Annotated in this window: 26 protein-coding genes; 15 read left to right on the plus strand and 11 right to left on the minus strand. The window is 69.7% G+C overall.

From position 1 onward, the window contains the following. Positions 1-174: 174 nt before the first annotated feature. The 3 genes from KI385_RS40310 to KI385_RS40320 all read left to right on the plus strand — a co-directional run bounded on the left by KI385_RS40310 (position 175) and on the right by KI385_RS40320 (position 5,018). Complete coding sequence (locus KI385_RS40310; protein ID WP_238576949.1) at positions 175-726, plus strand: MarR family winged helix-turn-helix transcriptional regulator; 552 nt, start codon at positions 175-177, stop codon at positions 724-726. Then, positions 723-3,314 carry an MFS transporter gene (locus tag KI385_RS40315; protein ID WP_238576950.1) on the plus strand — a complete coding sequence of 864 codons (2,592 nt, stop codon included), beginning with the start codon at positions 723-725 and terminating at the stop codon, positions 3,312-3,314. Before KI385_RS40310 ends, KI385_RS40315 begins: the two co-directional genes overlap by 4 nt. 240 nt (positions 3,315-3,554) lie before the next feature. Then, complete coding sequence (locus KI385_RS40320; RefSeq protein ID WP_238576951.1) at positions 3,555-5,018, plus strand: SDR family NAD(P)-dependent oxidoreductase; 1,464 nt, start codon at positions 3,555-3,557, stop codon at positions 5,016-5,018. A 63-nt stretch (positions 5,019-5,081) separates the two neighbouring features. On the opposite strand, the gene KI385_RS40325 is transcribed toward KI385_RS40320, so the two are convergent. Next, a complete protein-coding gene (locus KI385_RS40325; RefSeq protein ID WP_238576952.1) occupies positions 5,082-6,008 on the minus strand; it encodes a LysR family transcriptional regulator in 927 nt (308 codons plus the stop codon). A 145-nt stretch (positions 6,009-6,153) separates the two neighbouring features. Here KI385_RS40325 and KI385_RS40330 point away from each other — a divergent pair, with 145 nt between their 5' ends. Next, positions 6,154-6,771: a maleylpyruvate isomerase family mycothiol-dependent enzyme gene (locus tag KI385_RS40330; protein WP_238576953.1), complete on the plus strand. Its 618-nt coding sequence runs from the start codon at positions 6,154-6,156 to the stop codon at positions 6,769-6,771. Between the two features lie 15 nt (positions 6,772-6,786). On the opposite strand, the gene KI385_RS40335 is transcribed toward KI385_RS40330, so the two are convergent. Further along, the gene (locus tag KI385_RS40335; RefSeq protein ID WP_238576954.1) at positions 6,787-8,814 is read right to left on the minus strand and encodes a M3 family metallopeptidase; all 2,028 of its coding nucleotides are present in this window, start codon (positions 8,812-8,814) and stop codon (positions 6,787-6,789) included. Between the two features lie 168 nt (positions 8,815-8,982). Between KI385_RS40335 and KI385_RS40340 the strand changes: the two genes are divergently transcribed. Then, the gene (locus KI385_RS40340) at positions 8,983-9,417 is read left to right on the plus strand and encodes a CBS domain-containing protein (RefSeq protein ID WP_238576955.1); all 435 of its coding nucleotides are present in this window, start codon (positions 8,983-8,985) and stop codon (positions 9,415-9,417) included. A gap of 175 nt (positions 9,418-9,592) precedes the next feature. Here KI385_RS40340 and KI385_RS40345 read toward each other — a convergent pair whose 3' ends face one another. Beyond that, a complete protein-coding gene (locus KI385_RS40345) occupies positions 9,593-9,763 on the minus strand; it encodes a hypothetical protein (RefSeq protein ID WP_238576956.1) in 171 nt (56 codons plus the stop codon). Then, entirely contained in the window at positions 9,760-9,987 is a 228-nt protein-coding gene (locus KI385_RS40350; protein ID WP_238576957.1) for a hypothetical protein, read from the minus strand. Before KI385_RS40350 ends, KI385_RS40345 begins: the two co-directional genes overlap by 4 nt. 72 nt (positions 9,988-10,059) lie before the next feature. Here KI385_RS40350 and KI385_RS40355 point away from each other — a divergent pair, with 72 nt between their 5' ends. Next, complete coding sequence (locus KI385_RS40355) at positions 10,060-10,683, plus strand: TetR/AcrR family transcriptional regulator (protein ID WP_238576958.1); 624 nt, start codon at positions 10,060-10,062, stop codon at positions 10,681-10,683. A 235-nt stretch (positions 10,684-10,918) separates the two neighbouring features. On the opposite strand, the gene KI385_RS40360 is transcribed toward KI385_RS40355, so the two are convergent. Beyond that, positions 10,919-11,443 (minus strand): DinB family protein, encoded by a 525-nt coding sequence (locus KI385_RS40360; protein WP_425357032.1) that lies wholly within the window; start codon positions 11,441-11,443, stop codon positions 10,919-10,921. A gap of 200 nt (positions 11,444-11,643) precedes the next feature. Further along, complete coding sequence (locus tag KI385_RS44070) at positions 11,644-12,336, minus strand: LysM peptidoglycan-binding domain-containing protein (RefSeq protein ID WP_281066954.1); 693 nt, start codon at positions 12,334-12,336, stop codon at positions 11,644-11,646. Positions 12,337-13,191: 855 nt separating this feature from the next. Between KI385_RS44070 and KI385_RS40375 the strand changes: the two genes are divergently transcribed. The 5 genes from KI385_RS40375 to KI385_RS40395 all read left to right on the plus strand — a co-directional run bounded on the left by KI385_RS40375 (position 13,192) and on the right by KI385_RS40395 (position 16,497). Then, on the plus strand, positions 13,192-13,473 hold the full coding sequence (locus KI385_RS40375) for a hypothetical protein (protein WP_238576960.1): 282 nt from the start codon (positions 13,192-13,194) through the stop codon (positions 13,471-13,473). Continuing rightward, a complete protein-coding gene (locus KI385_RS40380) occupies positions 13,470-14,012 on the plus strand; it encodes an RNA polymerase sigma factor (protein ID WP_238576961.1) in 543 nt (180 codons plus the stop codon). Before KI385_RS40375 ends, KI385_RS40380 begins: the two co-directional genes overlap by 4 nt. Beyond that, the gene (locus tag KI385_RS40385) at positions 14,012-14,671 is read left to right on the plus strand and encodes a hypothetical protein (RefSeq protein WP_238576962.1); all 660 of its coding nucleotides are present in this window, start codon (positions 14,012-14,014) and stop codon (positions 14,669-14,671) included. The genes KI385_RS40380 and KI385_RS40385 overlap by 1 nt, the downstream gene beginning before the upstream one ends. Before the next feature lie 286 nt (positions 14,672-14,957). Beyond that, complete coding sequence (locus tag KI385_RS40390) at positions 14,958-15,791, plus strand: SDR family oxidoreductase (protein ID WP_238576963.1); 834 nt, start codon at positions 14,958-14,960, stop codon at positions 15,789-15,791. Positions 15,792-15,993: 202 nt separating this feature from the next. After that, a complete protein-coding gene (locus KI385_RS40395; RefSeq protein ID WP_238576964.1) occupies positions 15,994-16,497 on the plus strand; it encodes a metallophosphoesterase family protein in 504 nt (167 codons plus the stop codon). Positions 16,498-16,605: 108 nt separating this feature from the next. Here KI385_RS40395 and KI385_RS40400 read toward each other — a convergent pair whose 3' ends face one another. Then, positions 16,606-17,154, minus strand: coding sequence for a helix-turn-helix domain-containing protein (locus tag KI385_RS40400; RefSeq protein ID WP_238578048.1), 549 nt, complete (start codon positions 17,152-17,154; stop codon positions 16,606-16,608). Between the two features lie 135 nt (positions 17,155-17,289). On the opposite strand from KI385_RS40400, the gene KI385_RS40405 reads away from it, so the two are divergent. Beyond that, positions 17,290-18,213 carry an alpha/beta fold hydrolase gene (locus KI385_RS40405; RefSeq protein ID WP_238576965.1) on the plus strand — a complete coding sequence of 308 codons (924 nt, stop codon included), beginning with the start codon at positions 17,290-17,292 and terminating at the stop codon, positions 18,211-18,213. A gap of 119 nt (positions 18,214-18,332) precedes the next feature. Here KI385_RS40405 and KI385_RS40410 read toward each other — a convergent pair whose 3' ends face one another. The 3 genes from KI385_RS40410 to KI385_RS40420 form a co-directional block, all read right to left on the minus strand. Continuing rightward, entirely contained in the window at positions 18,333-19,193 is an 861-nt protein-coding gene (locus tag KI385_RS40410; protein WP_238576966.1) for an oxidoreductase, read from the minus strand. 217 nt (positions 19,194-19,410) lie between these two features. Continuing rightward, the gene (locus KI385_RS40415) at positions 19,411-19,635 is read right to left on the minus strand and encodes a hypothetical protein (RefSeq protein ID WP_238576967.1); all 225 of its coding nucleotides are present in this window, start codon (positions 19,633-19,635) and stop codon (positions 19,411-19,413) included. A 149-nt stretch (positions 19,636-19,784) separates the two neighbouring features. Then, a complete protein-coding gene (locus KI385_RS40420) occupies positions 19,785-20,294 on the minus strand; it encodes a mycothiol transferase (protein ID WP_238576968.1) in 510 nt (169 codons plus the stop codon). A gap of 349 nt (positions 20,295-20,643) precedes the next feature. Here KI385_RS40420 and KI385_RS40425 point away from each other — a divergent pair, with 349 nt between their 5' ends. The 3 genes from KI385_RS40425 (at position 20,644) to KI385_RS40435 (ending at position 23,319) form a co-directional block, all read left to right on the plus strand. Continuing rightward, positions 20,644-21,360, plus strand: coding sequence for a TetR/AcrR family transcriptional regulator (locus tag KI385_RS40425; RefSeq protein WP_238576969.1), 717 nt, complete (start codon positions 20,644-20,646; stop codon positions 21,358-21,360). A gap of 33 nt (positions 21,361-21,393) precedes the next feature. Further along, positions 21,394-22,542: an FAD-dependent oxidoreductase gene (locus tag KI385_RS40430; RefSeq protein WP_238576970.1), complete on the plus strand. Its 1,149-nt coding sequence runs from the start codon at positions 21,394-21,396 to the stop codon at positions 22,540-22,542. Between the two features lie 249 nt (positions 22,543-22,791). Further along, positions 22,792-23,319 carry an alpha/beta fold hydrolase gene (locus KI385_RS40435; protein ID WP_238576971.1) on the plus strand — a complete coding sequence of 176 codons (528 nt, stop codon included), beginning with the start codon at positions 22,792-22,794 and terminating at the stop codon, positions 23,317-23,319. 329 nt (positions 23,320-23,648) lie between these two features. On the opposite strand, the gene KI385_RS40440 is transcribed toward KI385_RS40435, so the two are convergent. Beyond that, on the minus strand, positions 23,649-24,410 hold the full coding sequence (locus KI385_RS40440; RefSeq protein WP_281066955.1) for an SDR family NAD(P)-dependent oxidoreductase: 762 nt from the start codon (positions 24,408-24,410) through the stop codon (positions 23,649-23,651). Positions 24,411-24,634 lie beyond the last annotated feature (224 nt).

The following is a 24,634-nucleotide window of genomic DNA, read 5'->3' on the forward strand; positions in this document are numbered from 1 at the left end:
TCTCCTCTTCCTGGCCCCGTTGTTGGGCGGCCCGGCCCCGTTGTCGGGCGGTGCGGAGCAGTCACCCCCAGCCGATAGGCTTGCTAGGTACAAGCAATGTATTCAGCGGATTCGACAAACGTCACCGCGGCACTGCGCCACCGCATCACTGCATCAATGCGAAGGATCACGACGATGAGTAACGGCACGCTCCATGCCTGCGACGGGGCGGCCCCGCAGGTCACCGCCTCGTCGAAGCTGGATGAGGCTGCCGCCGGACTGGGGGCGGAGATCGTCCGCTTCTCCCGGCTGATCGCGGCCTGGAAACAGCGCGTCAAGACCGACGGTGGCGCCGCCGACCGGGTGCTGCTGGCCCGGCTGGTGGTCGGCGGGGACCGGCGGGCGACCGACCTGGCCGCCGATGCGTTCCTCGACCTGTCGACGGTCAGCCGCCAAGTGCGCTCACTGGTCGAGCGGGGTCTGGTCGCCCGTCGCCCGGACCCGGAGGACCGCCGTGGTGCGCTGCTGGCCGCGACCGATGCGGGGCGTGCCGCCTTCGAGAACTACCGCCGTCAGCGCGATGCCGAACTGGCAGGGCTGCTCGCATCGTGGTCGCCCCAGGACCGTGCCGATCTGATCCGGCTGATGGGCCGGCTCAACGAGGACATGGCGGAACGACAACACACACGGCTGGGTCCCGGGGGAGACCAGGGCGCATCCGTGGAGCAGGGAGAGACACGTACATGAGCACAGCCACCTCTCCGCCCGAGGCGGGGGCCAAGGCGATACCCGGACCGGGAGAACTGAGTCACCGTCAGATCCTCACCATCCTCAGCGGCCTGATGCTGGGGATGTTCCTGGCCGCCCTCGACCAGACCATCGTCAGCACCTCCATCCGGACCATCGCCGACGATCTGCACGGCCTCAGCCAGCAGGCCTGGGCGACCACCGCCTATCTGATCACCTCGACGATCGCCACGCCGCTCTACGGCAAGCTGTCCGACCTGTACGGCCGCAAGCCGTACTACCTGGCCGCGATCAGCATCTTCGTCGTGGGCTCGGTCCTGTGCACCTTCTCCACCTCGATGGACGAAATGGCCGCGTTCCGGGCGGTGCAGGGTCTCGGCGCCGGTGGTCTGATGTCGCTGGCGCTGGCGATCATCGGTGACATCGTCCCGCCCCGGGAACGCGCCCGGTACCAGGGCTACATGCTGGGCACCTTCGCCACGTCCAGTGTGGCGGGGCCGCTGATCGGAGGGGCTCTCGCCGGGCAGGACCAGCTGCTGGGCATCACCGGCTGGCGCTGGGTCTTCCTGGTCAACGTCCCGATCGGCATCCTCGCGCTGTTCGTGGTCGCCAAGGTCCTCAACATCCCGCACACCAGGCGCGATCACCGCATCGACTGGTGGGGCGCGCTCACCATCTCCGTCGGCGTCGTGCCGCTGCTGCTCGTCGCGGAGCAGGGCCGGGAGTGGGGCTGGGACTCGTCCCGGTCGATCGCGTGCTACGCCATCGGTGCCGTCGGCATCATCGCCTGGATCTTCGTCGAGCGGTGGGTCGGCGACGATGCGCTGATCCCGATGCGGCTGTTCCGCAACGGCACCTTCAGCAAGACCAGCCTGCTGTCCGTGCTGATCGGTATGGGCATGTTCGGCGGGATGTTGATGATCCCGCAGTACCTCCAGATCGTGAAGGGCGCCAGCCCCACCAAGTCCGGCCTGGAAATGCTGCCGTTGATGGCGGGCATGCTGATCTCCTCGATCGCCTCCGGCCAGATCACCGCCAAGACCGGCCGCTACAAGATCTTCCCGATCATCGGTACCGCGCTGATGTTCGTGGCGATGCTCCTCTTCCACTTCGAGGTCCAGTGGGACACCCCGCTGTGGGAGACCATGCTCTTCATGCTGGTCTTCGGCCTCGGTCTGGGCTGTTGTATGCAGACCCTGGTGCTGGCCGTGCAGAACGCGGTGCCGCCCCGGGACATGGGGGTGGCGACCGCCTCGTCCACGTTCTTCCGTCAGATGGGCGCCACCGCGGGTACCGCGATCTTCCTGTCGGTGCTGTTCAGCACGGTGGGTGACAAGATTGCCGCGGCGTTCCGCGGCGCGGCGTCCACCGAGGGCTTCCAGGCCGCGCTGCACGACCCCGCCGTGCTGCGCGATCCCGCCAACAAGCCCGTGCTGGACATGCTCAAGCACCCCGGCAACGGAAACTCCTCGGGGGTGCTCAGCGACTCGTCGTTCATCCAGCACCTCGATCCGCGACTGGCCGAGCCGTTCAAGCGCGGCTTCGCCGACTCGATGCACACCGTGTTCCTCATGGGCGCGATCGTTGTCGCACTCGCCTTCCTGCTGATGCTGTTCATCAAGGAGGTGCCGCTGCGGCAGCTCTCCGGTCTGCAGGCACGCGCCGAGGCCGAGGCCGAGGCGGCGGCCGGCGCTGCCGACGGCGCCCGCACCCCGGCGGGGACCGAGCCGGCCGCCGACGCCGTACCGGCCGCCGCCGAGCCACCCGCCGACCCGGAACCCGCCCCTCGTCCCGACACGGCCACCTCCGTGGCGGACGCGACCGGCCCGCTGATCCGGGGAACGGTCCGGGACGGCGACGGCAGGCCGGTGGCGCAGGCCGCGGTCACCCTGATCAGCGTGGGCGGCCGGCAGCTCGGCCGTACCGCCACCGCTGCCGACGGCGGCTTCGCACTTCCCACGACCGGCGCCGGCACCTATGTCCTGATCGGCTCCGCGGGCGCCCGCCGGCCGCAGGCCATGACCGTCGTGGTGGGCAACGAGCCGCTCTCCTACGACCTGACCCTCAGCGGCGCGGCCGGCCTGGCCGGTGAGGTCCGTGCGGAGAAGGGCGACGCCCCGATGCCCGGCGCACTCGTCGTGGCCACGGACGTACGCGGCGAGGTGGTGGGCTCGGACGTGGCAGGCCAGGACGGCGGCTTCGCGTTCGATGAACTGACCCCGGGCAGCTACACCCTGGCCGTCAGCGCCGAGCACCACCGCCCGTCCGCCCTCCAGGCCGAGGTCACCGCCGGCACCCGCAACCGGTACGTGATCCGGCTGACGCCCGGCGCTCAGGTCCGCGGCACCGTACGCACGGTGCACGGCGTCCCCGTGGACGACGCCCGGGTGACCCTGCTCGACCCCGCGGGCAACGTGGTGGGCACCGCCACCAGCGGCCAGGACGGCGAGTACGTCTTCACCGACCTCGACGGCGGTGACTACACACTGATCGCCAGCGGCTACCCGCCGGTCGCCGCCCCGCTGCGCCTGACGTCAGCAGGACACACCGAATACGACATCGAGCTGAGTCACGACTCGGTGGGGTGATGTGACAACTCACGGTTGAGGCATGACACGGGCCCGGCGCTACCCAAGTGCCGGGCCCTTCGCCGTACGAGCCGCCGGGCGGCGCAGCGGGGGGTCGAGGGCCCTGCCGAGGACATGACGTCGTGATCAGCAGCCTGACCACCCCGGCCGGGTTTGGCGGACCCGCCCCTGCATACGTACAGTTCCGCCGAAGCGTGAAGCGAACATACGATCCATACGATCCAGAAAGCGGCAGCGGCGATGACGGTGACCGAAACAGGCCGGGCCGATGGCGCGGGAATCGACTCGGAGCGGATGGCGGTCTGCCTGAGCGTGATCGAGGAGCTTGACGCGCTGCCGCTCGACCACCCCGACGCGATCGCCATACGCCGGGCCACCGCCGGCATTTACCGCAAGGTCAAGCAGCGTCGGCGACAGGAACGCCGGGCGGCCAAGACAGCCAATGACAGGGCGGTGACCGAGGCCACGGCCACCGGAGCGTCCGACCGGATCGACGACGAGACGCAGGGGCTGGCCCTCACCAGCTCCGTGACCACGGAGATCGCCGGAATCCTGCAGCGGCCCCGGTCCTGCTACACCTGCAAGACCCGCTACACCGAGGTCGACGCGTTCTACCACCAGCTCTGCCGCCCCTGCGCCAAGGAGAACCGGGCCCGCCGCGACGCCCGTACCGATCTCTCCGGCAGGCGCGCCCTGCTCACCGGCGGCCGGGCCAAGATCGGCATGTATATCGCGCTCCGCCTGCTGCGCGACGGCGCGCACACCACCATCACCACCCGCTTCCCGAACGACGCGATCCGGCGCTTCAAGGCGATGCCGGACAGCGCGGAGTGGCTGCACCGCCTGAAGATCGTCGGGATCGATCTGCGCGACCCGGCCCAGGTCATCGCGCTCGCCGACGAGGTGAGTGCCGAAGGCCCCCTGGACATTCTGATCAACAACGCCGCCCAGACCGTCCGCCGGTCGCCCGAGGCATACGGACAGCTGGTCGCCGCCGAGTCCGCACCGCTGCCCGCCGGGGAGCTGCCCGCCTCCCTCGTCCTCGGCCACTTCGGCAGCGGCGCCCCCGCGGCCCTCCCCGCCGCCTCGACGGCCACCCTTCCCGCGCTGACCGCCGAGAACCTCACCTCCCTCGCCCTGACCAGCGGCTCCGCCTCGCCCGCCCGGATTGAGGCGGGCACCGCGATCGACGCGGGCGGGCTCGTACCGGACCTGCACGAGACCAACAGCTGGATCCAGAAGGTGGACGAGGTCGACCCGGTCGAGCTCCTGGAGGTCCAGCTGTGCAATATGACCGCGCCCTTCCTGCTGGTGAGCCGGCTGCGCCCGGCCATGGCCGCGGCCGCTGCGCGCCGTAAGTACGTGGTGAACGTCTCCGCGATGGAGGGCCAGTTCAGCCGCGGCTACAAGGGCGCCGGCCACCCGCACACCAATATGGCCAAGGCGGCGCTGAACATGCTCACCCGCACCAGCGCCCGGGAGATGCTGGACACCGACGGCATCCTCATGACCGCCGTGGACACCGGCTGGATCACCGACGAGCGCCCGCACCCCGACAAGATGCGACTGGCCGAAGAGGGCTTCCACGCCCCGCTCGACCTGGTCGACGGAGCGGCCCGCGTCTATGACCCGATCGTGCGCGGCGAGCTCGGCGAGGACCTCTTCGGCTGCTTCCTGAAGGACTACGCGCCCGCGGCCTGGTGACCGGCGCCCGTCGAGAAGGTCAGCCGTACCGGCTTTTCGCCGCGCCGGTCAGCGGGCGGTTCATCACCGCGCGACGCTGCCCGGCGTGGGGAAAGCGGTGCGCAGCCGCCCCAGCAGCGCCCGTGCCGCGGGGCCGGCCGGTCCTTCCGTACGCCAGGCCAGCGCGATCCGGCCGCGTGGCCGCGGGTCGGTGATCTCCAGCGTCCGCAGCCCGAAGTCCGACGCCGTGCCGGCCGGCAGCGCCGGCACCACGGCCACACCGAGACCACGGGCGGCGAGCTGTGCCAGCACGGGCGGGGCGGCTGCCTCGAAGGCGATACGGGGCCGGAACCCCGCTTCCGTACAGGCGCGTTCGAGCACCCCGCGCAGGCCGGTGCCGCGCGGCAGGCTGATCAACGGGCGATCGCGGAGCGCGGCCAGCGGGACGCTCGTACGGCCCGTGTGCGTCATGAGCGGGTCGTGCGGAGTGACGGCGGCGACCAGGGGCTCGTCGACCACGATCTGCAGGGAGAGGCCCGGCGGCGGCTCGTCACCGGGCAGGCCGGCCACGGCGATGTCCAGTTCACCACGGTGGAGCGCGGCGAGCATCCGCTCCGAGGTGTCTTCGGTGAGGGAGATCTCGACCTGAGGGTGGTCGTCGTGGAAATCGGCCAGGAGGGAGGGCACATCGAAGGTGTGGGCAATGCTGGCGCCCGAGACCAGGCCGATCGCGACACGGCCGCGGAGCAGTCCGGTGAACTCGTCCACGGTCTGCCGTATCCCCTCGACCGCGGCGAGCGCGGCCCGTGCGTAGGTGAGTACGGCCTTGCCCACTTCCGTCACGGTCACCGACCGGCCGGACCGGTCGAGCAGCGGCTGCCCCAGCTCCCGTTCGAGCTGCCTGATCTGGGCGCTCACCCCCGGCTGCGCCACGTGCAGACGCGCGGCGGCACGGGTGAAGTTGGCGTCCTCCACCACAGCGACGAAGTACTGCAACTGCCGAAGTTCCATAACCGGTGATTCTAGGGACGAGCACAGCAAGCTCTTGGACTTATGGCGACAAGATCAAGAACCATGTAGCCATGGGGAGTTCGAGCACGACCCGACGCCGGGCCCCGGCCCCAGTGCTCCAGAACGGACGGAGAGCGGAACACCGATGGACATCAAAGCGCTGATAGCGGCCGAACGCCGGGAGCTGGCGGCCATGTTGGACGGTCTGTCGGCCGAGCAGTGGGACGCTCCGTCCCTGTGCGCGGGGTGGCGGGTACGCGAGGTCGCGGCCCATATGTCGATGGGATTCCGCTACTCGCTCCCCAAGACCGTGTCCGAACTCGTCAAGGCGGGCGGCAACATCCACAAGATGGCCGACCGTTGCGCCCGCAGGGACGCGGCCGCCGCTTCGACGGAAGAGCTCGCCGACTTCCTCCGCAACAACGCGGACCATCCCTGGAAGCCGCCGGTCGGCGGAATCGCGGCGGCGCTGGGGCATGACGCGATCCACGGCCTGGACATCACCGTCGCGCTCGGCCTCGACCGCCGGATTCCCGAAGACCGGATGCGGGTCCTCCTGGACAACGTCACCCCCAAGGGCGCCAAGTTCTTCGGAGCCGACCTCAGCGGCATCGAACTCCGCGCCGACGACCTCGACTGGTCCTTCGGTACGGGAACACCGCTGTCCGGCGCCGCCCAGGACCTGTTGCTGGTCGCCTACGGCCGGAAGGTCCCTCCTGGCCGTCTGCGCGGAGAGCCGCACAGCCGATTCGTCGCCGGCTGAGGCAGGCTCCGCAGATCAGCCGTCCAGCCCGTGCCGGGCCAGCAGGGGACCGATCTCCGCATCGCGCCCGACCACGGCACGGAAGGCCTCCATGGGGTCGACGCTGCCGCCCTTGCCGAGGAGTTCCCGGCGGAAGATCTCACCGCTCTCGCGGATCGTCTTCCCGTTCTCGCGGAACCAGCGCACGGTGTCGGCGTCCAGCACCTCGGCCCAGCGGTAGCCGTAGTACCCGGCCGCGTAGTCGCTGCTGAAGATGTGGGCGAAGTAGCCGGTGCGGTACCGCGGCGGGATCGCGGCCACCGCGAGACCCCAGCGCTCCAGCGCTGCTGCCTCGAACGCCTCCGCATCGCCTTCCCCGGGCGTATCGCCGTCGGCGGGAAGGGTGTGCCAGGCCCAGTCCAGCACCGCGGCGGCCTCGTGCTCCACCATCCGGAAGCCGGCGCCGAAATTCTCCGCCTCGCGCAGCCGGGCCGGGAGTTCGGCCGGCATCGGCTCGCCGGTGACGTGGTGCCTGGCGTAGTGGGACAGTACCTCGGGCCAATCCGCCCACATCTCATTGACCTGGGAGGGGAACTCGACGAAGTCGCGCGGGACCTGGGTACCGGCCAGCAGCGGGTAGCGGACGTCGGAGAACAGACCGTGCAGCGCATGCCCGAACTCGTGGAAAAGCGTGGTGACTTCGCTCCACGTCAGCAGCGCGGGATCGCCCGCCGGGGGCTTGGCGATGTTCAGGTTGTTGACCACCACCGGCTTGTGGCCCAGCAGATGTGACTGCGTCACCAGCGATTCCATCCAGGCGCCGCCGTGCTTGGACTCGCGGGCGTGGAAGTCGCCGATGTACAGGCCGAGCGGGCCGCCGTCGGCGTCGTGCACCTCGAAGACGCGGGCGTCCGGGTGGTACGCCACCAGGTCGGGGCGCTCGGTGAAGGTGATCCCGTAGACCAGCCCGGCGGCGTGGAAGACACCGTCGTGCAGTACGGTCTCCAGCTCCAGGTAGGGGCGCAGCGCCGCCGCGTCCAGGTCGAACCGCTCCCTGCGGACCCGCTCGGAGTAGTACTGCCAGTCGGCCGGCCGGATCTCCGCGACGCCGGCGGCCCGGGCCAGGGCATCACCCTCGCGCTCGGCATTGGACACGGCGGGAGCGACCAGTCGGCGAAGCAGGCCCTCGACGGCATCCGTGGTGCCCGCGGTCCGGTCGGCGACCTCCCAGGCGGCATGGCTGGGATAGCCGAGCAGGGCGGCGCGCTCGGCGCGCAGCGCGGCCAGCGCGACGGCGATCGGACCGTTGGTGTCGGCACCGCGCCCGAGCGAGGCGGCGAGCAGACGCTCGCGCAGTACGGGGTCCTCGAGCGCGGCCAGCTCGGTCTGGCTGGTGAAGTTCTTCAGGCTGAGGACGAACTTGCCCTCGTGGCCGAGCGCGTTGGCGTTCTCGGCAGCGGCGGCTATCTGGTCCTCGGGCAGACCCGCCAGATCCTCGGCGCTGTCCAGCACCAGCGCGGCGGCGGCCGTGGCCGCGTGCAGATTCTTGTGGAACTCGGTGCTCAGGGTGGCGATCTCGGTGTTCAGCACGCGCAGGCGCCCCTGCTGCTCCGGGGCCAGGCGCGCACCGGCCCGGACCCGGCGGGTGTGGTGCCGTTCCAGCAGACGCAGCTGCTCCTCGTCCAGCCCGAGCCGCTCGCGTTGCGCGAAGAGCGCGTCCAGGCGCGCGAACAGGGCGGCGTCGAGCAGGAGCGCATCGTCGTGGGCGGCGAGCCGGGGAGCGATCTCGCCTTCGAGCGCCTGGATCTCCTCGTCCATGTCCGACGCCGCCTTGTTGAAGAACACCCGGCGCACCCGGCCCAGCAGCGCGCCGCTGCGCTCCACCGCCTCGACCGTGTTCTCGAAGGTCGCGGGCTCGGCGCAGGCACCGATCGCCGTCAGCTCTGCCAATTGATCGGCCATCCCCCGCTCGAAGGCAGGCAGATAGTGATCGTGCCGGATCCGCGCGAAGGGCGGCAGCTCGTAGGGCAGATCACTCGGTTCGAAGAAAGGATTCGATGTCACAGGCACCGACATTACGCCCGGGGGTGGCGCCAGGTCCGGCGGTCGTCCGATGCGGCCGACCGCCGGACCTGGTGCCTTGCGGCACCCGTTCCCGGGAAGCGTCGTTGGACCATTCGTGGTGTCATCGAAGGCGAGGCAAGCAAATGCTCCTGAGACGGGAGGAATCTCATGGCCAGCAAGCTGCGAGCCCGAGACATCATGACCGGTGGAGTGCGCTGCGTGGGTGCGCATGAATCGCTCTTCGACGCGGCCAAGATGATGCGCGATCTGGATGTCGGCTGCCTGCCCATCTGCGGTGACAACAACAAGCTCACGGGTATGATCACCGACCGTGACATCGTCGTCACCTGTTGTGCCGAAGGTGTGGATCCGGCGACCGTGCAGGCCGGTTCCCTGGGCGGTTCGCTGCACTGGATCGACGCCGATGCCGATGCCTCCGAAGTTCTGGCGACCATGGAGGACAACCACATCAAGCGCCTGCCGGTGATCGACGTCAAGGGCGGCCACCGCCTGGTGGGAATGATCACCGAGGCCAACCTCGCCAAGAACCTCAGCGACAAGCAGATCGCGGAGTTCGCCACCCGCGTGTACGCGCCGGCCTGATACCTCGGCACCGGCCGGTGCCGGGAAATAACCAGCGACGCTCCACCGGGCCGGAACACGCTCGGCGCGCCCGAGCCGAGAACGCTTAACCGCGGCGCGCCGCTTGCGTGTCCGGTCCGGTCCGGCGCCGCGCCGGAGCGGATCTTCCCCGACGGGGATCCTCCCGGACGGACTGTCAGTCACCGGCCTCATCAGGCCGGTACTTCGCGCGGCCGGCTCTGCGCCAGATCACCGTCATCCCGAGCGCCAGGACGGCCAGCGCGACGACAATGATGATGCCCTTGACCGCACGGTCCACCAGCAGGTGATGGACGAGGTCGGCCGAGTCCATCGCGAGGCCGGTCATCGCCGACCGTCCCGGCGCCGCGCACTGGAGGGGCCGTCCTCCAGCCGCCGGGCAGCGGCACGCACTGCCGCACGCACGGCGGGCTCCGCATACCGGCGTGCCTGATCGAGCCGGCCCTTGCGCTTGAGGGCCACAGCGATGGCGAAGACCACTAAGGCCAGCACCACGAGGGCGCCCGCGATCAGGTCGAACCTGATGAGCATGAGGTTGAGGTACCGCTCCATGATTCCTCCCGGCATTTTTGTATCACGCCTGTGATAAAAAACAATTTATCACGAGCGTGATACAAAGAACCCATGCCGAAGCTCGTGGATCCGGAAGCCCGCCGCCGCGAGGTCGTCGACGCCCTGTTCCGCGTCGTCGTCCGGGACGGCCTGCAGCGCACCTCGCTGCGCGCCGTCGCCGACGAGGCCGGACTCAACATCGGCTCGCTGCGCCACTACTTCTCCAGCCAGCAAGAGCTGATGGACTTCGCGATGCAGTCGATGCTCGACGGCCTCACCGACCGACTGCTCCAACACGTCGAGCGGATCGGAGATCTGAGCCGGCACCCCCGCCCAGAACGGCTCCGCCTCGTGGCCGACCTCCTGGCAGAGCTTCTGCCGCTCGACGAGCGCCGCCGCGCGGAGGTCACCGTCTTCCTCGACTTCAACGCCGCCGCCCGTACCAACCCCGCCCTCAGGGACCTCTCGCACCAGGCCGCCACCGGCACGAGACGACTGGTGCGCCGCGTCCTCACCCGGCTCGACGAGAGCGCCACCCTGCGCCCCGGCCGCGACATCGACATCGAGACCGAGCGCCTGACCGCACTCCTGGACGGCCTCGGCCTCAGCGCCGTACGGCACCCCGACGTCCTGAGCGCCCAGGCCTGCGCCCAGGTGCTACGCGTCCACCTGGAGGACCTGTCCGACGGGCGCTAGCGGGCGGGGGTTCGCCAAGCTGACCGCATACGCCGGCAGCTCCATGGCCGAAAGCCGAGTGCCCCGGGGCCACCGGTCGACGGCGGACATCCTTGGCTCGTCTTGGTGCTCACCGGCGGCCGGGGGAGCGCGGTGAGCTGCTCGATCTGGGCGGGAGGGCGCCGCCGACGTCCTTGCCGGGTGTGTTCCGATCGACCCGATGCGACCGACCGCGTACCGTCCGGCAATCCGACGACTACTGCCCCACTCTCCCGTCGATCCGCTCGCGCAGCAGGTCGGCGTGGCCGTTGTGCCGACCGTACTCCTCCACCATGTGCACCAGCACCTCGCGCAGCGAAATCGACCCCTGGTCGGAGTGTCCTACGACATCGAGACCGGGCGCCTCGGCCACGAACCGGTCCGTGAAGGCGACTTCGGCCCGCCAGGCGTCCCACGCCCGCGCGACGACAGCGGGGTCGGGTACCGCGCCGTCGAAATCCCCGTCGGGGTCGGCCTCGGTGCGATAGAGCGGCGGCGCGTCCTGCCGCGCCAGTCGCACCCGGAACCAGCTGCGCTCCACGTCCGTCAGATGGCGCACCAGCCCGAGCAACGACATCGTGGAGGGCTCCACGGAACGACGCGCCAACTGGGCGGCGTCGAGGCCCGAGCACTTCAATTCCAGCGTCAGACGCTGACACCGCAGATACTCCATGAGCGTGGCGCGCTCGTCGCCCAGAGTCGGCCCGCCCTCCCGTGGATCCGCATCGAACTCAACGAACATGTCGGCCCTTTTGCCCGGTGCGCTCATGCCGACAAGCATCGAGGAGCCTCGCACGAATCCGCCACAGGTTTTCCGCGCAGCCCTCGGCCCGCGGGCCTGTCGCGCGGGCAGGCCGTCCGCGGCGCCACGGACGGCCTGCAACCCACTTACGGGCTGTGGAATACCCGGGTATTCCGGACTGCGCTCAGGTGCTCATGCGCTCAGTTGCCGCCGGAGTGCGGTACAGCCAGTCGCATCCCCGGGAAAATGAGGTTCGGATTCGCGCCGATCACCTTGCGGTTCAGCCGGTAGAATTCCCACCAGTTGAAGCCGTGCGCATGCGCGATACCGCTCACGGTGTCCCCGGGATTGACGACGACCGAGCCGCCGGAATTCGGCAGGCGCCGCGTCTTGTAGCGCTTCTCGTGGGGCTGCGGGTGGCCGACCCGCTTGCGGGCGGGCCGATGGCTTTCCCGCCGCGGCGTCGTGCGCGGGGTGGTGGTCCGCGGGGCGCTGTGCGCCGTGGACGAGTTGAGCCCCAGGCGGGCCGAGCAGGCGGGCCACGCCCCCCACCCCTGCCGGGCCAACACCCGCTCCGCCACCTGGATCTGCTGCGCCCGGCTCGCATGTGCCGCCCGTGCCCCGTACGCACCGCCGCCGAACGAGCGCCAGGTGGAGTGGGCGAGCTGCAGCCCTCCCGAGAACCCGTTCCCCGTATCGATACGCCAGTTCCCCCCGCTCTCGCAGCCGGCCAGGCGGTCCCAGGCCCCGCCGCCGCGGGCCTCGGCCGGCTGCTCGGACGTCAGGTTCAGCGCGCCCGCCGCCAGCAATACGGCGGCCGCCGTGATGCCGCGTACCCCGCAGCCCCGAAATTCGCTCCGGGCGGTCGATTCCGATACCTGAGGAAATTCCATGCGTGTGCTCCCGTCGCTCGCCGCACAGTTGCCTGCCGGCTATTGAGGAAACGTGACGCCTTGGCGGGTTATCGCGTCGAGTTGTGTTCGGCTGAGCGATTTCCGTCCGGCGTCATGAATTCGACGGGGATGAGGCAACCACGCACCGAGTTCGCATCGGCAGAGCGCGCGGTAGCGCCGTCCCGGTCGGGCCTGCCCCCTTGCCGTCGGAGCGGGAGCGTGCCTGGGCGGGGCGTCCCCGTTCCGACGTGAGGGGCGCACCCCTCATGCCTCAGGCGCATGACTCCCCGCTGCCGGACGATCACCTGCTCGGTGCAGGGGGTGTCCGCCGAGCGCATCCGGCGCATCCGATGCATGCGCTGCGCAGGTCCGCATGCACCGCGCACGGACCCCTCGGCGGTGCAACGGCTCGTCCCGCCCTGGCGCGCGGTGCAACGGCCCACCCTGCCCGCATCGTTCGGAGCGGGCCGCGGGCCCGTGGGACCGCCCGTCCGCGAGACCCCCTCCGCCGGCCGCAAAGGGCGGTCGCTCGGCGACAAGCCCTCGCCGTAGCTGCTGTGCAGCTGCCGCTGCTGACACTCCGTCGCCTCCGGCTCGAAGGGGAACTGACGGTTATCGAACGGGAGTTACTGACCATTAAACCTACCGTCAATGTGGCGTTGATCACTCCTTGTGAAGGAAGGTGCAGGTCGGGGGCACGTTCTGCAATTGATCGATCACTTTCTGCTGATTATGTGCGCAGCCTGATTAACCCTGAGGGGGCCCCTCGTCGGTGAGAGGGACAGGAACGCACGTCATGTTCCGCCCCACCCGCAACGACGCGGGTGGCCAGCAACTCTCATGAAGGGAGGGCTCGTGGAGCACTTGGGGCACTCATGGCCCTGGTACGCGCTGGCACTGGTCGGCGTCTACCGGTTGACCGCCACAGGACTCGACGCCCTTGTCCGGCGAGTGGTCCGCACCGCCTCGCAGGCCCGTGCGGAGCACCACCACGTCACCGCCCGTACCGCCCCCGCCGCACCGATACAGCGCGGCCCGCACGCCCAAACCCGCCCGGGACATGGCACGTTCCCGGACGCCGCCGTTCCGCCCTCGCTGCGACCACCGACGGCCTCCTGCTGCGAGGAGGCCCGGTGAACGAGCACTCTCCCCTGGCCAGCCCGACCGACCTTCCGCTGGACTTCGAAGTCTTCTTCCAGCGCGAACAGAAAGCCCTCCTCGCCGTCGCCGCGTCCCGACTCAGGGACCGCCGGGACGCGGAAGAGGCCACCTTGGAAGCCGGCCGCCGTATGTACATCAAGTGGGAGCGCATCCTCGCCCACGTCAATCCCAAGGCCATGACCTACACCATCCTCAACGGCGTCATCTCCGACTTCTACCGCCGAGAGATCCGCAACAGCTGTGTACAGCCCTTCGCCGACCCGCCCGACACCGCCTACCTTCAGGAGCTGCGCAGCTGCGAACCGCTCGATCTCGCTCTGGATGAACTGGAATCCACCGCGCCCCTCCAGGCCAACTCCGTACGCCTGCGCCACCTGGCGGGCCTGTCCTACGACCAGATCGCCGAGCGGCTGGGCACCACACCCGGCGCCGCGAAGGTCAGCACGAGCATCGGACTGCAACGGCTCAAAGCGATCATGACGAACGGTTCCTGCGGGACCGGAGAGGACGTGTGATGCTCGAGGACCTGCTACGACGCCAAGCCGAAGCCCTCCACCGCGAGTTCGCCGACCACGACCCGGTCGCCTTCACCCAGCGTCTGGCCGCCCGCATCGCCGACGGCACCGGCCGCGAACCCGACCGCATCACCCGCGGCGCGGTCAGCGGTATCCGCCCCACCCCCGTCCGCCCGTCCCACGACCGCGGCCGCCGGCGCCGCCGGCCGACCCCCATCCTCGACCCGGCGATCGCGCCCGCGGCCGTCCTCGCGGAGGCCCGGCGGCTGTGCAATGTCGTGCTGCGCTCCAAGGACATAGACACCCTCGGTGCCTTCGCCGCCGACTACGACCCCGCCGGCGCGAGAACCTTCGCCTGCCTCCTCTACACCCTCGACAAGTGGGACAGCGCGCTGTACTGGTGGCGCTTCGCGGCCGGTGCCGGCGACGAGCTCGCCGCCCATCTGCTTGCCGTGCACCATGCCGCGGTCGGCCGCAGCACCGACGCCCGGGTGTGGCGGACGATCGCCCGAATGATGGGATTCGCCCTCGACCTGCATCTGCCGGTCCCGATCCGCGGAACCTCGGAGCTGGCCCAGGGCTTCGCCCGCTCCTGGGACAGCAGCCTGCAGACCTTCCTCCAGCAAAACCATCTGCCCCGCGAACTCGTCACACACTGACGAATCCGCGGCTGTCCGACGGGCGCGCCATGCCTGCCGGACAGCCGCGGCGGTTCGGTATCCCCGGACGCCGGCCTTCGGCGCGGCCGCCCGGAGGAGGGGCAGGAAGACGGGTGAGGGCAGAGACGGGACGACCGGTCGCCGGCGGGGTACTGGTTCCCGGACCAGTACTTCGGGGTTCGTGGGCCGGAAGGATGCCGGAAGAGCCCCGGAAGGCCCCGGACGGAAGGCCCCGGAAAGGCCCCGGAGGGCGCCGGGACGATCGAGCACGAGGAGCGAGAGCGCGATGGGCACCGCACAGAGCGCGGGAGAGACTGTGAACGCCGGGACGGCAGGTCAGGGCGAAGCCGCAGCGGGCACCGGCGTCGGCCGGAAGCTGCTGTCGGGCAGCGTGGCGTTGGTGACCGGTGCCTCCAGCGGCATCGGCGCGGCCGCCGCTCTGGCGCTGGGCAGGGAGGGCTGCTCCCTCGCGCTGGTTGCCCGCCGTGCCGAGCGGCTGGAGGAGCTCACACAGGCGATCAGCGAGCTGGGAAGCCCGTCCCTCGCCCTGCCCGCCGATCTGAGTGATGCGGCTCAGGCACGTCAGGCGGTCGAGAAGGCCGTGGACCGCTTCGGGCGGTTGGACGTGCTGGTGAACAACGCCGGTTTCGGCGCGCGCAGCTCGGTGGAGGAGAGCGATCCCGAGGACTGGGACCGGATGATCGACCTCAACCTCAAGGCCGTTCTGCGGATGTCGCACGCCGCGCTCCCACATCTGCTGCACGCGGCGAACGAGGGCCCTCGGGGCGTCGCGGACCTGGTGAACGTCAGCTCGGTCGCGGGCCGAGTGCCGCGCAAGGACAACAGCGTCTACTCGGCCACCAAGCACGCGGTGTGCACGTTCAGCGAAGCCCTGCGCCAGGAGGTGACCGGGCGAGGTGTCCGGGTCGGACTCGTCGAACCGGGCATGACCACGACGGAGATGACACTCGGCAGCCAGGCCGCATCGGCCCACGGACTTCCGCAGGACACCTGGCTGAAGGCCGAGGACATCGCCCGCTCCATCGTCTTCATGATCACCCAGCCGGCGCATGTGGCGATCAACGAGATCACGGTGCGCCCGACCGCCCAGGAACGCTGAGGTCTGGACGCCGACTGCCTCTCACGCATCCGCGAGACGGGCGAGGGGAGAGGGGAGAGGGGAGGGGGGAGGGGGGAGGTGGGGAGAGGAGAAAGGAGAGGAGAAAGGAGAAAGGAGGGGGAGGCGGTCGAGGGCAGGGGAAAGACGTGCCGGGGTGCCGGACGTCGTAGTGCCCGGGCCTGTCGACGGCTACGGTCACCTCGTGCGACTCCTGCTCATCTCCGACACCCATCTGCCCAAGCGCGCCAAGGCGCTGCCTCCGCAACTGCTCGACGAAGTGCCGCGCGCCGACGTCCTCGTACACGCCGGTGACTGGGTCGACACCGCCACCCTGGACCTGCTGCAGGCCCGCGCCCAGCGGCTGATCGGGGTGTACGGCAACAACGACGGCCCGGAGCTGCGGGCTCGGCTGCCGGAGGTGGCGTACGCGGAACTTGAGGGAGTGCGGCTCGGCGTGGTGCACGAGACCGGCCCCGCGCAGGGGCGTGAGCGTCGTTGCGTCGAACGCTTCCCCGGGCTCGATGTGCTGGTGTTCGGCCACAGCCACATCCCCTGGGACTCCACGGCCGACGATCGGCTGCGCCTGCTGAACCCCGGTTCGCCGACGGACCGCCGGCGGCAGCCGTACTGCACGTATATGACGGCGGAGGTGGCGGCGGGTCGCCTGACCGCGGTGAACTTGCATCGCCTGCCGAGGGGGAGTTGAGGCCGCGGCGGCTTGAGGCACCTCGGCGGCCCGGGCCGGCTCATGGACTGTGCCGGCTCATGGACCGGGCCGACTCGTGGACCGGGCCGACTCGTGGACCGGGCCAGTTCAGCCCGTGGCACCCGGGGGCCGCTCCTCGGCCGGGAACAGAATCGGGCTGATCAGGTGTCGGGTGCGCTCCGGTGAGGGGGCGTTGCCCATCCGGGACACGATCACGCTGCGCATCTCACCGATCATCTCCGTGAGCTCGTCCCGGCTGAGCCAGAGCGCGTGCTGGCGATACCCCACGAGGTCGGCCGTCGGGTCGGCGTGGCCTCGGTCGAGATAGGCGTTGAACTCCGCCAGCAGGGCGGCCATGGCGACGGCGAACCCACGGCGGTGGTCGTCCAGCGAAATCGACGCGGCCGTATCGGCGTCGATCATGGACCGCGCTCGATTCAGCCGGTAGCGGCGCTCGACCGCGCCCCGGACCCGCTGCTCGCTCTCGACCTCGAGGATCCCCGCATCCGCGAGGAGGCCGACATGCCGGTACACGGTCGCCTTGGAAACGTCCGGCAGAAGGTCGCACAGCTGGGCGGTGGTGAGTGTGCGGCCGCCGGTCATGGTGTGCACGATACGCAGCCGGACCGGGTGCAGGAGGAGGTCGACCGTGTCCATATCCATGGACATACGATCTCACACCAGATACCTTTCTCAAACCTGAGAACGTATCTCCAGGGGTGCAGAGCTACAGAGGCGCAGAGCTACAGAGAGGCAGAGATGCAGAGCTACAGATCCGCAGAGGGAGCAACCATGCCGCACCGATCACCGGCCCGCCCGCGGACCACCGCCCCCGCGCCGCCGCTGGGGAGCCTGTTCGATGTCGCGGGACGGCGGCTGATGCTGCACCGTTCCGGCCACGGAGGCCCGGCCGTGGTGTTTCTACCAGGCGCCGGACTGGTGGGCCTGGATTACCTGAACATGCACCACCGCGTCGCCGAGCTGACCACCAGCGTCGTCTACGACCGCGCGGGGACCGGTTGGAGCGAGGCCGTCGAACTTCCCCGCACCGCCGCCGAGGTCACCGACGAACTCCTGGAGCTGCTGCGCGCCGCCGGGGTGCCCGGCCCCTATCTGCTGGTCGGCCACTCCTTGGGCGGCGCCTACGCACGCCACCTGACGCAGCGTCATCCCGAAGAAGTGGTCGGCCTGCTCCTGCTGGACCCCTTCCACGAAGACCTCCACGCGCGCGTGCCCCAGGAGGTCCGGGACAAGGTGAAGGAGATGGAAAGCCAGCAGGTGCCGGAGTTCACCGAGGAGCAGATCCAGCTCTCCCGCAGCCAGATGGCGCCGCTCTTCGCGAGCTGGCCGGACTCCGTCCGCGAAACGCTCATCGATCACCATCTCCACAGTGCCTGGCGAGCCGGCCTGGACGAGAACAAGAACATCTACGACCACGTCGGCGACGAACTCCGGCACGCACCGGCCCTCCCGGACGTGCCGATGATCGTGCTCACCGCTCTCGGACATGACGCCACCCAGGCCCACTTGTGGCCCGAACCCGTACTGCGCGAGATCCACCGCATCACGTACGCCCTCCACGCCCAACTGGCCGCGTCCGTACCCCGTGGCGAACATCGTGCCCTCCACGACGCAGGACACGGTTTCCTCCACGAGGAGCGCCCGGACGCCGTACTCCAAGCGATCACCGACCTGCTCCGCCAAACGGACAGGTAACGGTAGCGAGCGCGTCGCGCACCCCTCTGCATTCCGCGACGTAGAGGCTGGCCGGGGGCGGCAGGCTGCCGACGCCTGCCCGCCCGATGCCACACAGGCCCAAGGTGCCCGTGCGGGGATCAGCGGAATGCGGTATCCGCTCCTATCGCCTCCATCGCGTCCAACTCCTCCAACCGGGACCGGAGATGCGCACGGATCCAGCCGAAGGCCTCGGCCCCCAGAGGGAGTCGGAGTGGCGGGTCGTCGAGGCCGACGGCGGCGATGATGGCCTCGGCCCCGCGATAGGGGTCGCCCGGCTGGGTGCCGTGCGAGGCTTCGAGCGCCTTGCGTGCCGGAGCGATGAGCTCGGCGTAATCCTCCATCGGCTCGCCCCACCGCAGCGATCGCCCGCCGAAGTCGGTTCGGAAGGGGCCGGGTTCGACGATGGTGACGCGAATGCCGAGGTGGGCGACCTCGGCCGCGAGGGCCTCGGACATCCCTTCCAGGGCGAACTTCGTTCCGGCGTACGCGGTGCCGCCCGGCCCCGCCACCACGCCGATCACCGACGACATCTGCACGATATGGCCCGACCGTTGCCGTCGCAGAAGCGGCAGGACGGTGCGGGTGACCGCCATCGTCCCGAAGAGGTTCGTCTCGAAGTTATGGCGAAGATCGGCCTCGCTCAGCTCTTCGAACGCGCCGAGCAGCCCGGCCCCGGCGTTGTTCACCAGCACGTCGATCCGGCCGAAGGCCCGCTCGGCCTCGGCCACAGCACCACGAATCGATTCGGCGTCCGTCACATCCAGCCTGACGGCCCGGACCTGGTCCGGCGCGAGCGTCACCAGATCGCCGATCCCGGCGATGTCCCGGGCGGTGGCCACCACCCGGTCGCCCTGAGCGATGACGGCCCGGGTGAGCTCTCGCCCAAAGCCGGAGCTGGTCCCGGTGATAAACCAGACCCGGCGGCCCGTGCCGGGCCCTTCTCCGTGCCGCTTGCCCATCGTGCGCCCTTTCGTGTTGTGTCGCTCTGGGGGCGGTCGGGCACCCGTAAGGAGATGAGCCCATACGCGCTCACCGGCCCGGGCCCCGGCCCCGCTGCACTCTAAAGGGCCCTTCGCGCTCCTGATGAATGATTTTTCTGCCCTGCGGACGTCAGCCCCCCGAGGGGGAGTTGTGCAGTAGCTGAACGGCTGTGCAGGCAGCGGTCAGTGGTCACGGTCAGCGGTTCGGTGACCGCCGTACGCCGTAAGAAACTCGTCTGGGAGGCCCCAACAGGGCGGCACGTCCGGCTCGGCCCATCGCGTCCCAAACGGGTGCGGCACTCAACGCCAGCGCGACGAGCCGCGCGACCTCGGCGCTCGAGGACTCCTCGGGCAGGGTCTCGACGGCCTTGCCCGTGCGCGGGTCGCGGCTCTTGACCACCGCCGTCGGACGACGCGGCATGGAGCGCGCGGATTTCCCTCCTCAGCCCCGTCTCCGCATCGAAGACGTACCACTCGTCTCCGCACAGTGGCCACCGAGCATGGTCGTCGGCGCCGTCGACCACCCCCCGGGCTTCGCCGGGTTGTTGTTGTTCCTTGCAGGGGCGATGCTCAACGGCCGAGCATGCCGCGAACGTAGGCGGCCTGGCCGGCGTGCTGGAGATCGTCGGCGATGACGCTGATGAGACGGACTCCCAGGGTGACAGGTGGCGTCCACGCCCGGTCGACGATGCGCTTCAGGTCCTTGTCGCCGACGCCGGCGAGGAACTGCACCGTGTTGTCGTGGACCGCCTCGTGATAGTCGGTCAACAACTGGGCGCTCAGATCGCGTACGGCTGCCACGTCCTTGCTGGAGTGGCCGTAGCCCGTGGCATCCGCCGCGAACGGCAGATCGAAGCGTTCGTACCAGCCGCCCGAGGTCCAGATCTGCTCGGTGTCGGCCGCACCGGCGACGTGATCGTCCTGGATCCTGGTGAGGTGCCAGACCAGCCAGCCGATCGAATTGGCATCGTCATCGGGCTGGGTGCTGAGCTCGTCGGGGCTGAGCCCGGTGACCACTTCTTCGACGACCTCGCGGATGCGCCCGAAGGCGTCGACAAGCAGGTCCGTGCTGGCGGTCATGCAGGCTCCTTTACGGCGACGGAGATCTTCACGTGAAGTTCCGAGGACGGACTCCGTTTGCTGGTGACCGGCGTAGCTGGCCAGGCGCCCGAAGGCGTCAGCCCCGGCAGCTCGCTCATGGTCGCAAGCCGGACGGAGGAATGGGGAAGGGCAGGCCGGGAGGCCGCATTTTCGCCAGTCACCGAACTCGATCGGGCTCTTCATGCCGCCCGCATGGCGACTGAGGGCTCTTGGTATCCCTTCTCGATCCGAGAAGATTGCCCACGAACGCGTCCGTAACGGACGCGTCCGTAACGAACGCGTCCGTGACGAACTTGTTCGCTACGAACATGTTCGTTACCTTGGGTGCATGACAGCACACTCCGATGCACGGCGGAGCCGCCGGGAGCGACCGTCGAAACCGGCGCTGACCCGGGCCGGCATCATCGCGACCGCGGTCGAGCTCATGCGTGCCGAAGGGCTGCAACGGGTCACCATGCGTCGCCTCGCGCAGGAGCTCGACACCGGACCGGCCTCGCTCTACGTCTACGTCCGCAACACCGCTGAGCTGCACGCGGCGGTCCTCGACGAGCTGCTCGGGGCGGTCGACCTGAGTCCGGTCGAGGCCGCCGGCGACTGGCGTGACCGGCTGGTGCGGGCCCTCACCTCCTATACGACGGTGCTGTTCGAGCACCCCGGTCTCGCCCGGTCGGCCCTGGTCGCCCGCCCCTCCGGGCGGCGCTACCTGGACCTGCTGGAGGCGCTGCTGTCGCTGCTCGGCGAGGGCGGCGTCCCGGACGACCGTGCGGCGTGGGTGCTCGACCTGCTGCTGCAGTTCGGGACCGCGACCGCGGCCGAGCACGCCACCCGCGACCGGGCCGCCAACGCCCAGGCCGAACAAGATGCCCTCACCACGGCGCTACGGACCACTTCCAGAGAGACGCATCCGCACATCGCCGCGATCGGCGCCGAGTTGCTCTCCGGGTCCGGCCAGGATCGCCTGGCTTGGGGCTTCCATGTGCTGATCAACGGTTCGCTGCACACACCCAGGCCGGACACGGCATCGCCCGATGGCGGCAAGTCGTAATCCGTCATCACACTGCACCCGGGAGTCACGAAAATGTCATCACGCCAGTCGATCACCGTGGTCGGCGCGGGTCTCGGCGGCCTGACACTCGCCCGCGTACTGCACTTCCACGGGATCGAAGCGGCCGTCTACGACCTCGACGCCTCGCCCACCGCACGCGACCAGGGCGGCATGCTGGACATACACGAGGAGTCCGGCCAGGCGGCACTGCGGGCCGCCGGCCTCCATGACCAGTTCCGCGGGATCGTCCACCCCGGTGGAGAGGCCATGCGCATCCTCGACAAGGACGCCACCGTCCGGTGGGAGGACAGCGGCGACGGCGGCAGCCGGCCCGAGGTGAACCGGAGCGCACTGCGCGACATTCTGCTCGCCTCCCTGCCCGACGACACGATCCGGTGGGGCGCCAAGGTCACCGGTGCCCGCCCGCTCGGCGACGGCCGCCACGAGGTGACGCTCGCCGACGGCGGCACGTTCACCACCGACCTGCTGATCGGCGCCGACGGCGCCTGGTCGAAGGTGCGCCCGCTGGTCTCGGGCGCCACACCGGTCTACTCCGGCCTCTCCTTTGTCGAGGCGCACCTGCTCGACGCCGACACCCGCCACCCGGACAGCGCCGCCCTCGTCGGATCGGGCATGTTGTTCGCACTCGCCGAGGAGAAGGGCTTCCTCGCCCACCGCGATGGCGACGGACGGCTGCACCTCTACCTCGCGCTGAAGACCCCCGCCGACTGGGCCACGTCCGGTGGCATCGACTTCGCCGACACCGACGCAGCGAAGGTCGGCCTGTTGAAGCACTTCACCCACTGGGACAAGCGGCTGCAAGCGCTCATCGCCGACAGCGACGGCGCGCTCGTCCCGCGGCCGATATACGCCCTCCCGGTCGGGCACCGCTGGACCCGTACGCCCGGTGTGACCCTGCTCGGTGACGCCGCGCACCTCATGTCCCCGTTCGCCGGCGAGGGCGCGAACCTCGCCATGCTCGACGGCGCCGAACTCGCCGCCGCCATCGTGGCGCACCCTGACGACATCGAGACGGCACTGGCCACATACGAGCAGACGCTCTTCCCACGCAGCGAGGCCGCCGCAGCCGAGTCCGCGTCGAACCTCGTCATGTGCTTCCGTCCGGACGCGCCGCAGGGGCTGCTCGACCAGATGGCCCGGTATCACGGCGAAGTTGCCTGACCGGCGCCCAGTTCGGCGCGGCAGCCGGTGGCCGGATGTTCAACTACGGCTGAGCTGTCGGTAGTTGCGCCTGAACAACTCGCCGGTGCTCCGACGGCTTACCGCTGCTCCGGCAACTCACCCGTCGCTCCGGCAACTCTCCATCGTTCGCTTCGTTCGCTTCGTTCGCTTCGTTCGCTTCGTTCGCTTCGTTCGCTTCGTTCGCTTCGTTCGCTTCGTTCGCTCGTATCGTTGAGGAGGTCAGGACCCATGACGACCGACACGACCCAGCGGCTGCTCCAGCCCCACCCCGACCTCCCTTTGACGCTGACGGAGGTCGGCGACGGTAGGCCCGTCCTCGTCCTGCACGGTGGCGGCGGCCCGGCCACCGTCACCGGAATCGTCGACCACTTCACGGCCAATCCCCGGGTCTTCGCGCCGACCCACCCCGGCTGGGAAGGCACCCCTCGACCGGACTGGTTCTCCGGCGTGGACGACCTCGCCATCACCTACCTGGACCTGCTCGAAGACCATGACCTGCGCGACGTCCTGGTCCTGGGCAGTTCCTTCGGCGGCTGGGTCGCCTCCGAGATGGCCGTTCGCGACCGCGGACACCGCATCAGCCCCCTCGTACTGCTCGACGCCATTGGTCCCGAAATCCCCGGACACGAGGTGCGGATGCCCGACAGCGGTGGGCCCGGCCACCATCCCGGCGACCACACCGGCCAGGACGCCGAGCGGCCATCGCCGCAGCGCGTCGGTCCTCCGCGCAGCGCCGTCGAGGCGATGCCGGCCTAAGGCGGGCAGCTCATGCGTGATCCGAAGCCACATCCCCACACGTCAAGCCCCCGACGCCACCTTCGCAGCCATCGACGCCTTCCTCGCGGCCTGATGACGTACGCGGAGAGCACACACTCCACCTTTTTGACGAGCTCGGTCATGGGCTCCGTCAAGCGTTGTGACACGGTTCCGTCGGTACGTGCTACCGCCGCAAACGCCAGCGTGCGGTACCGCGGGCAGCAGCGTGTGGACGACCCGGCGTTCGGTCAGGGTCAGTACGGCGAGGAGTGCACAGCACCTGCCGCGAAGCCGTCGATCGTCCGCAGTGTTGCGCACGAGCCGGTGCCTCACACCTGCGCCATCCCGCCGTCCGCAAAGAGCTCCACGCCCGTGATGAAGCTTGAGGCGTCGCTGGAGAGGAACACCGCGGCCCTGCCCATCTCGCGGGGTTGCGCGACCCGCCCTGTGGGGTTGCCCTCGCCCATGGACTTGACCGCGGCGTCGACCTGATCGGCTCCCAACGCCTGTCCCAGAGCGCGCCGGAGAGACTCGGTGTCGACCGCCCCGGGACTGAGGACGTTCATCCGGACGCCTGACCCCTTGATGTCCTGGATCCAGCCCCGGACGAAATTGCGCACCGCGGCCTTCGCGCCGCCATACATGCTCATTCCGCGCGGAGGCTGGATGGAAGCCGTCGACCCGATGATGACGACCGTTCCGCCGGGCGGCAGCAGCGGCAGCGCCGGCTGGACGGTGAACAGGACGCCCTTCGCGTTGACGTTGAAGGTCCGGTCGAACTGCTCCTCCGTGATCGAGCCGAGCGGGGAGTGATCGCCGATCCCGGCGTTGGCCACGACAGCGTCGAGCCGCCCGTGCCGCGCGATCACCTCCCGGTACATCGCTTCCATCTCCGCGAGGTTCGTGACATCAGCCACGATTCCTGAACAGTTCGCTCCGATCATCGCGACCGCTTCGTCCAGCTGCGCCTGCTGGAGATCCGTGATGACGACGCGGGCGCCGTGCTCCACGAATTCCTGGGCGATACCCAGGCCGACCCCCGACGCGCCGCCCGTGACAACAGCGACCTTTCCTTCGAGCGAGAGGCTCATCTCTTTCTCCCGTGACGTTTCTTGGTTGCTCACGCGGTGCTTTGCCGCGGGCGCTGCGAGTAGGGATGTAAGGGCTCAATCCGCGACAACGCCGGAACTGGTGGCGCACCCCTTGATTCCCGCGGCTGTTTCCGCGGCTGACTGTGGCGCCCATTCGGTGGCAGCCGAGGGGCGCGGGGTGGGGGAGCCACTCCCCTTCGGGGAAGCGAAAGGGGGCAGCGCAT

Origin of the sequence: Streptomyces inhibens, assembly GCF_022221585.1 — a bacterium.
Classification (GTDB): domain Bacteria; phylum Actinomycetota; class Actinomycetes; order Streptomycetales; family Streptomycetaceae; genus Streptomyces; species Streptomyces inhibens.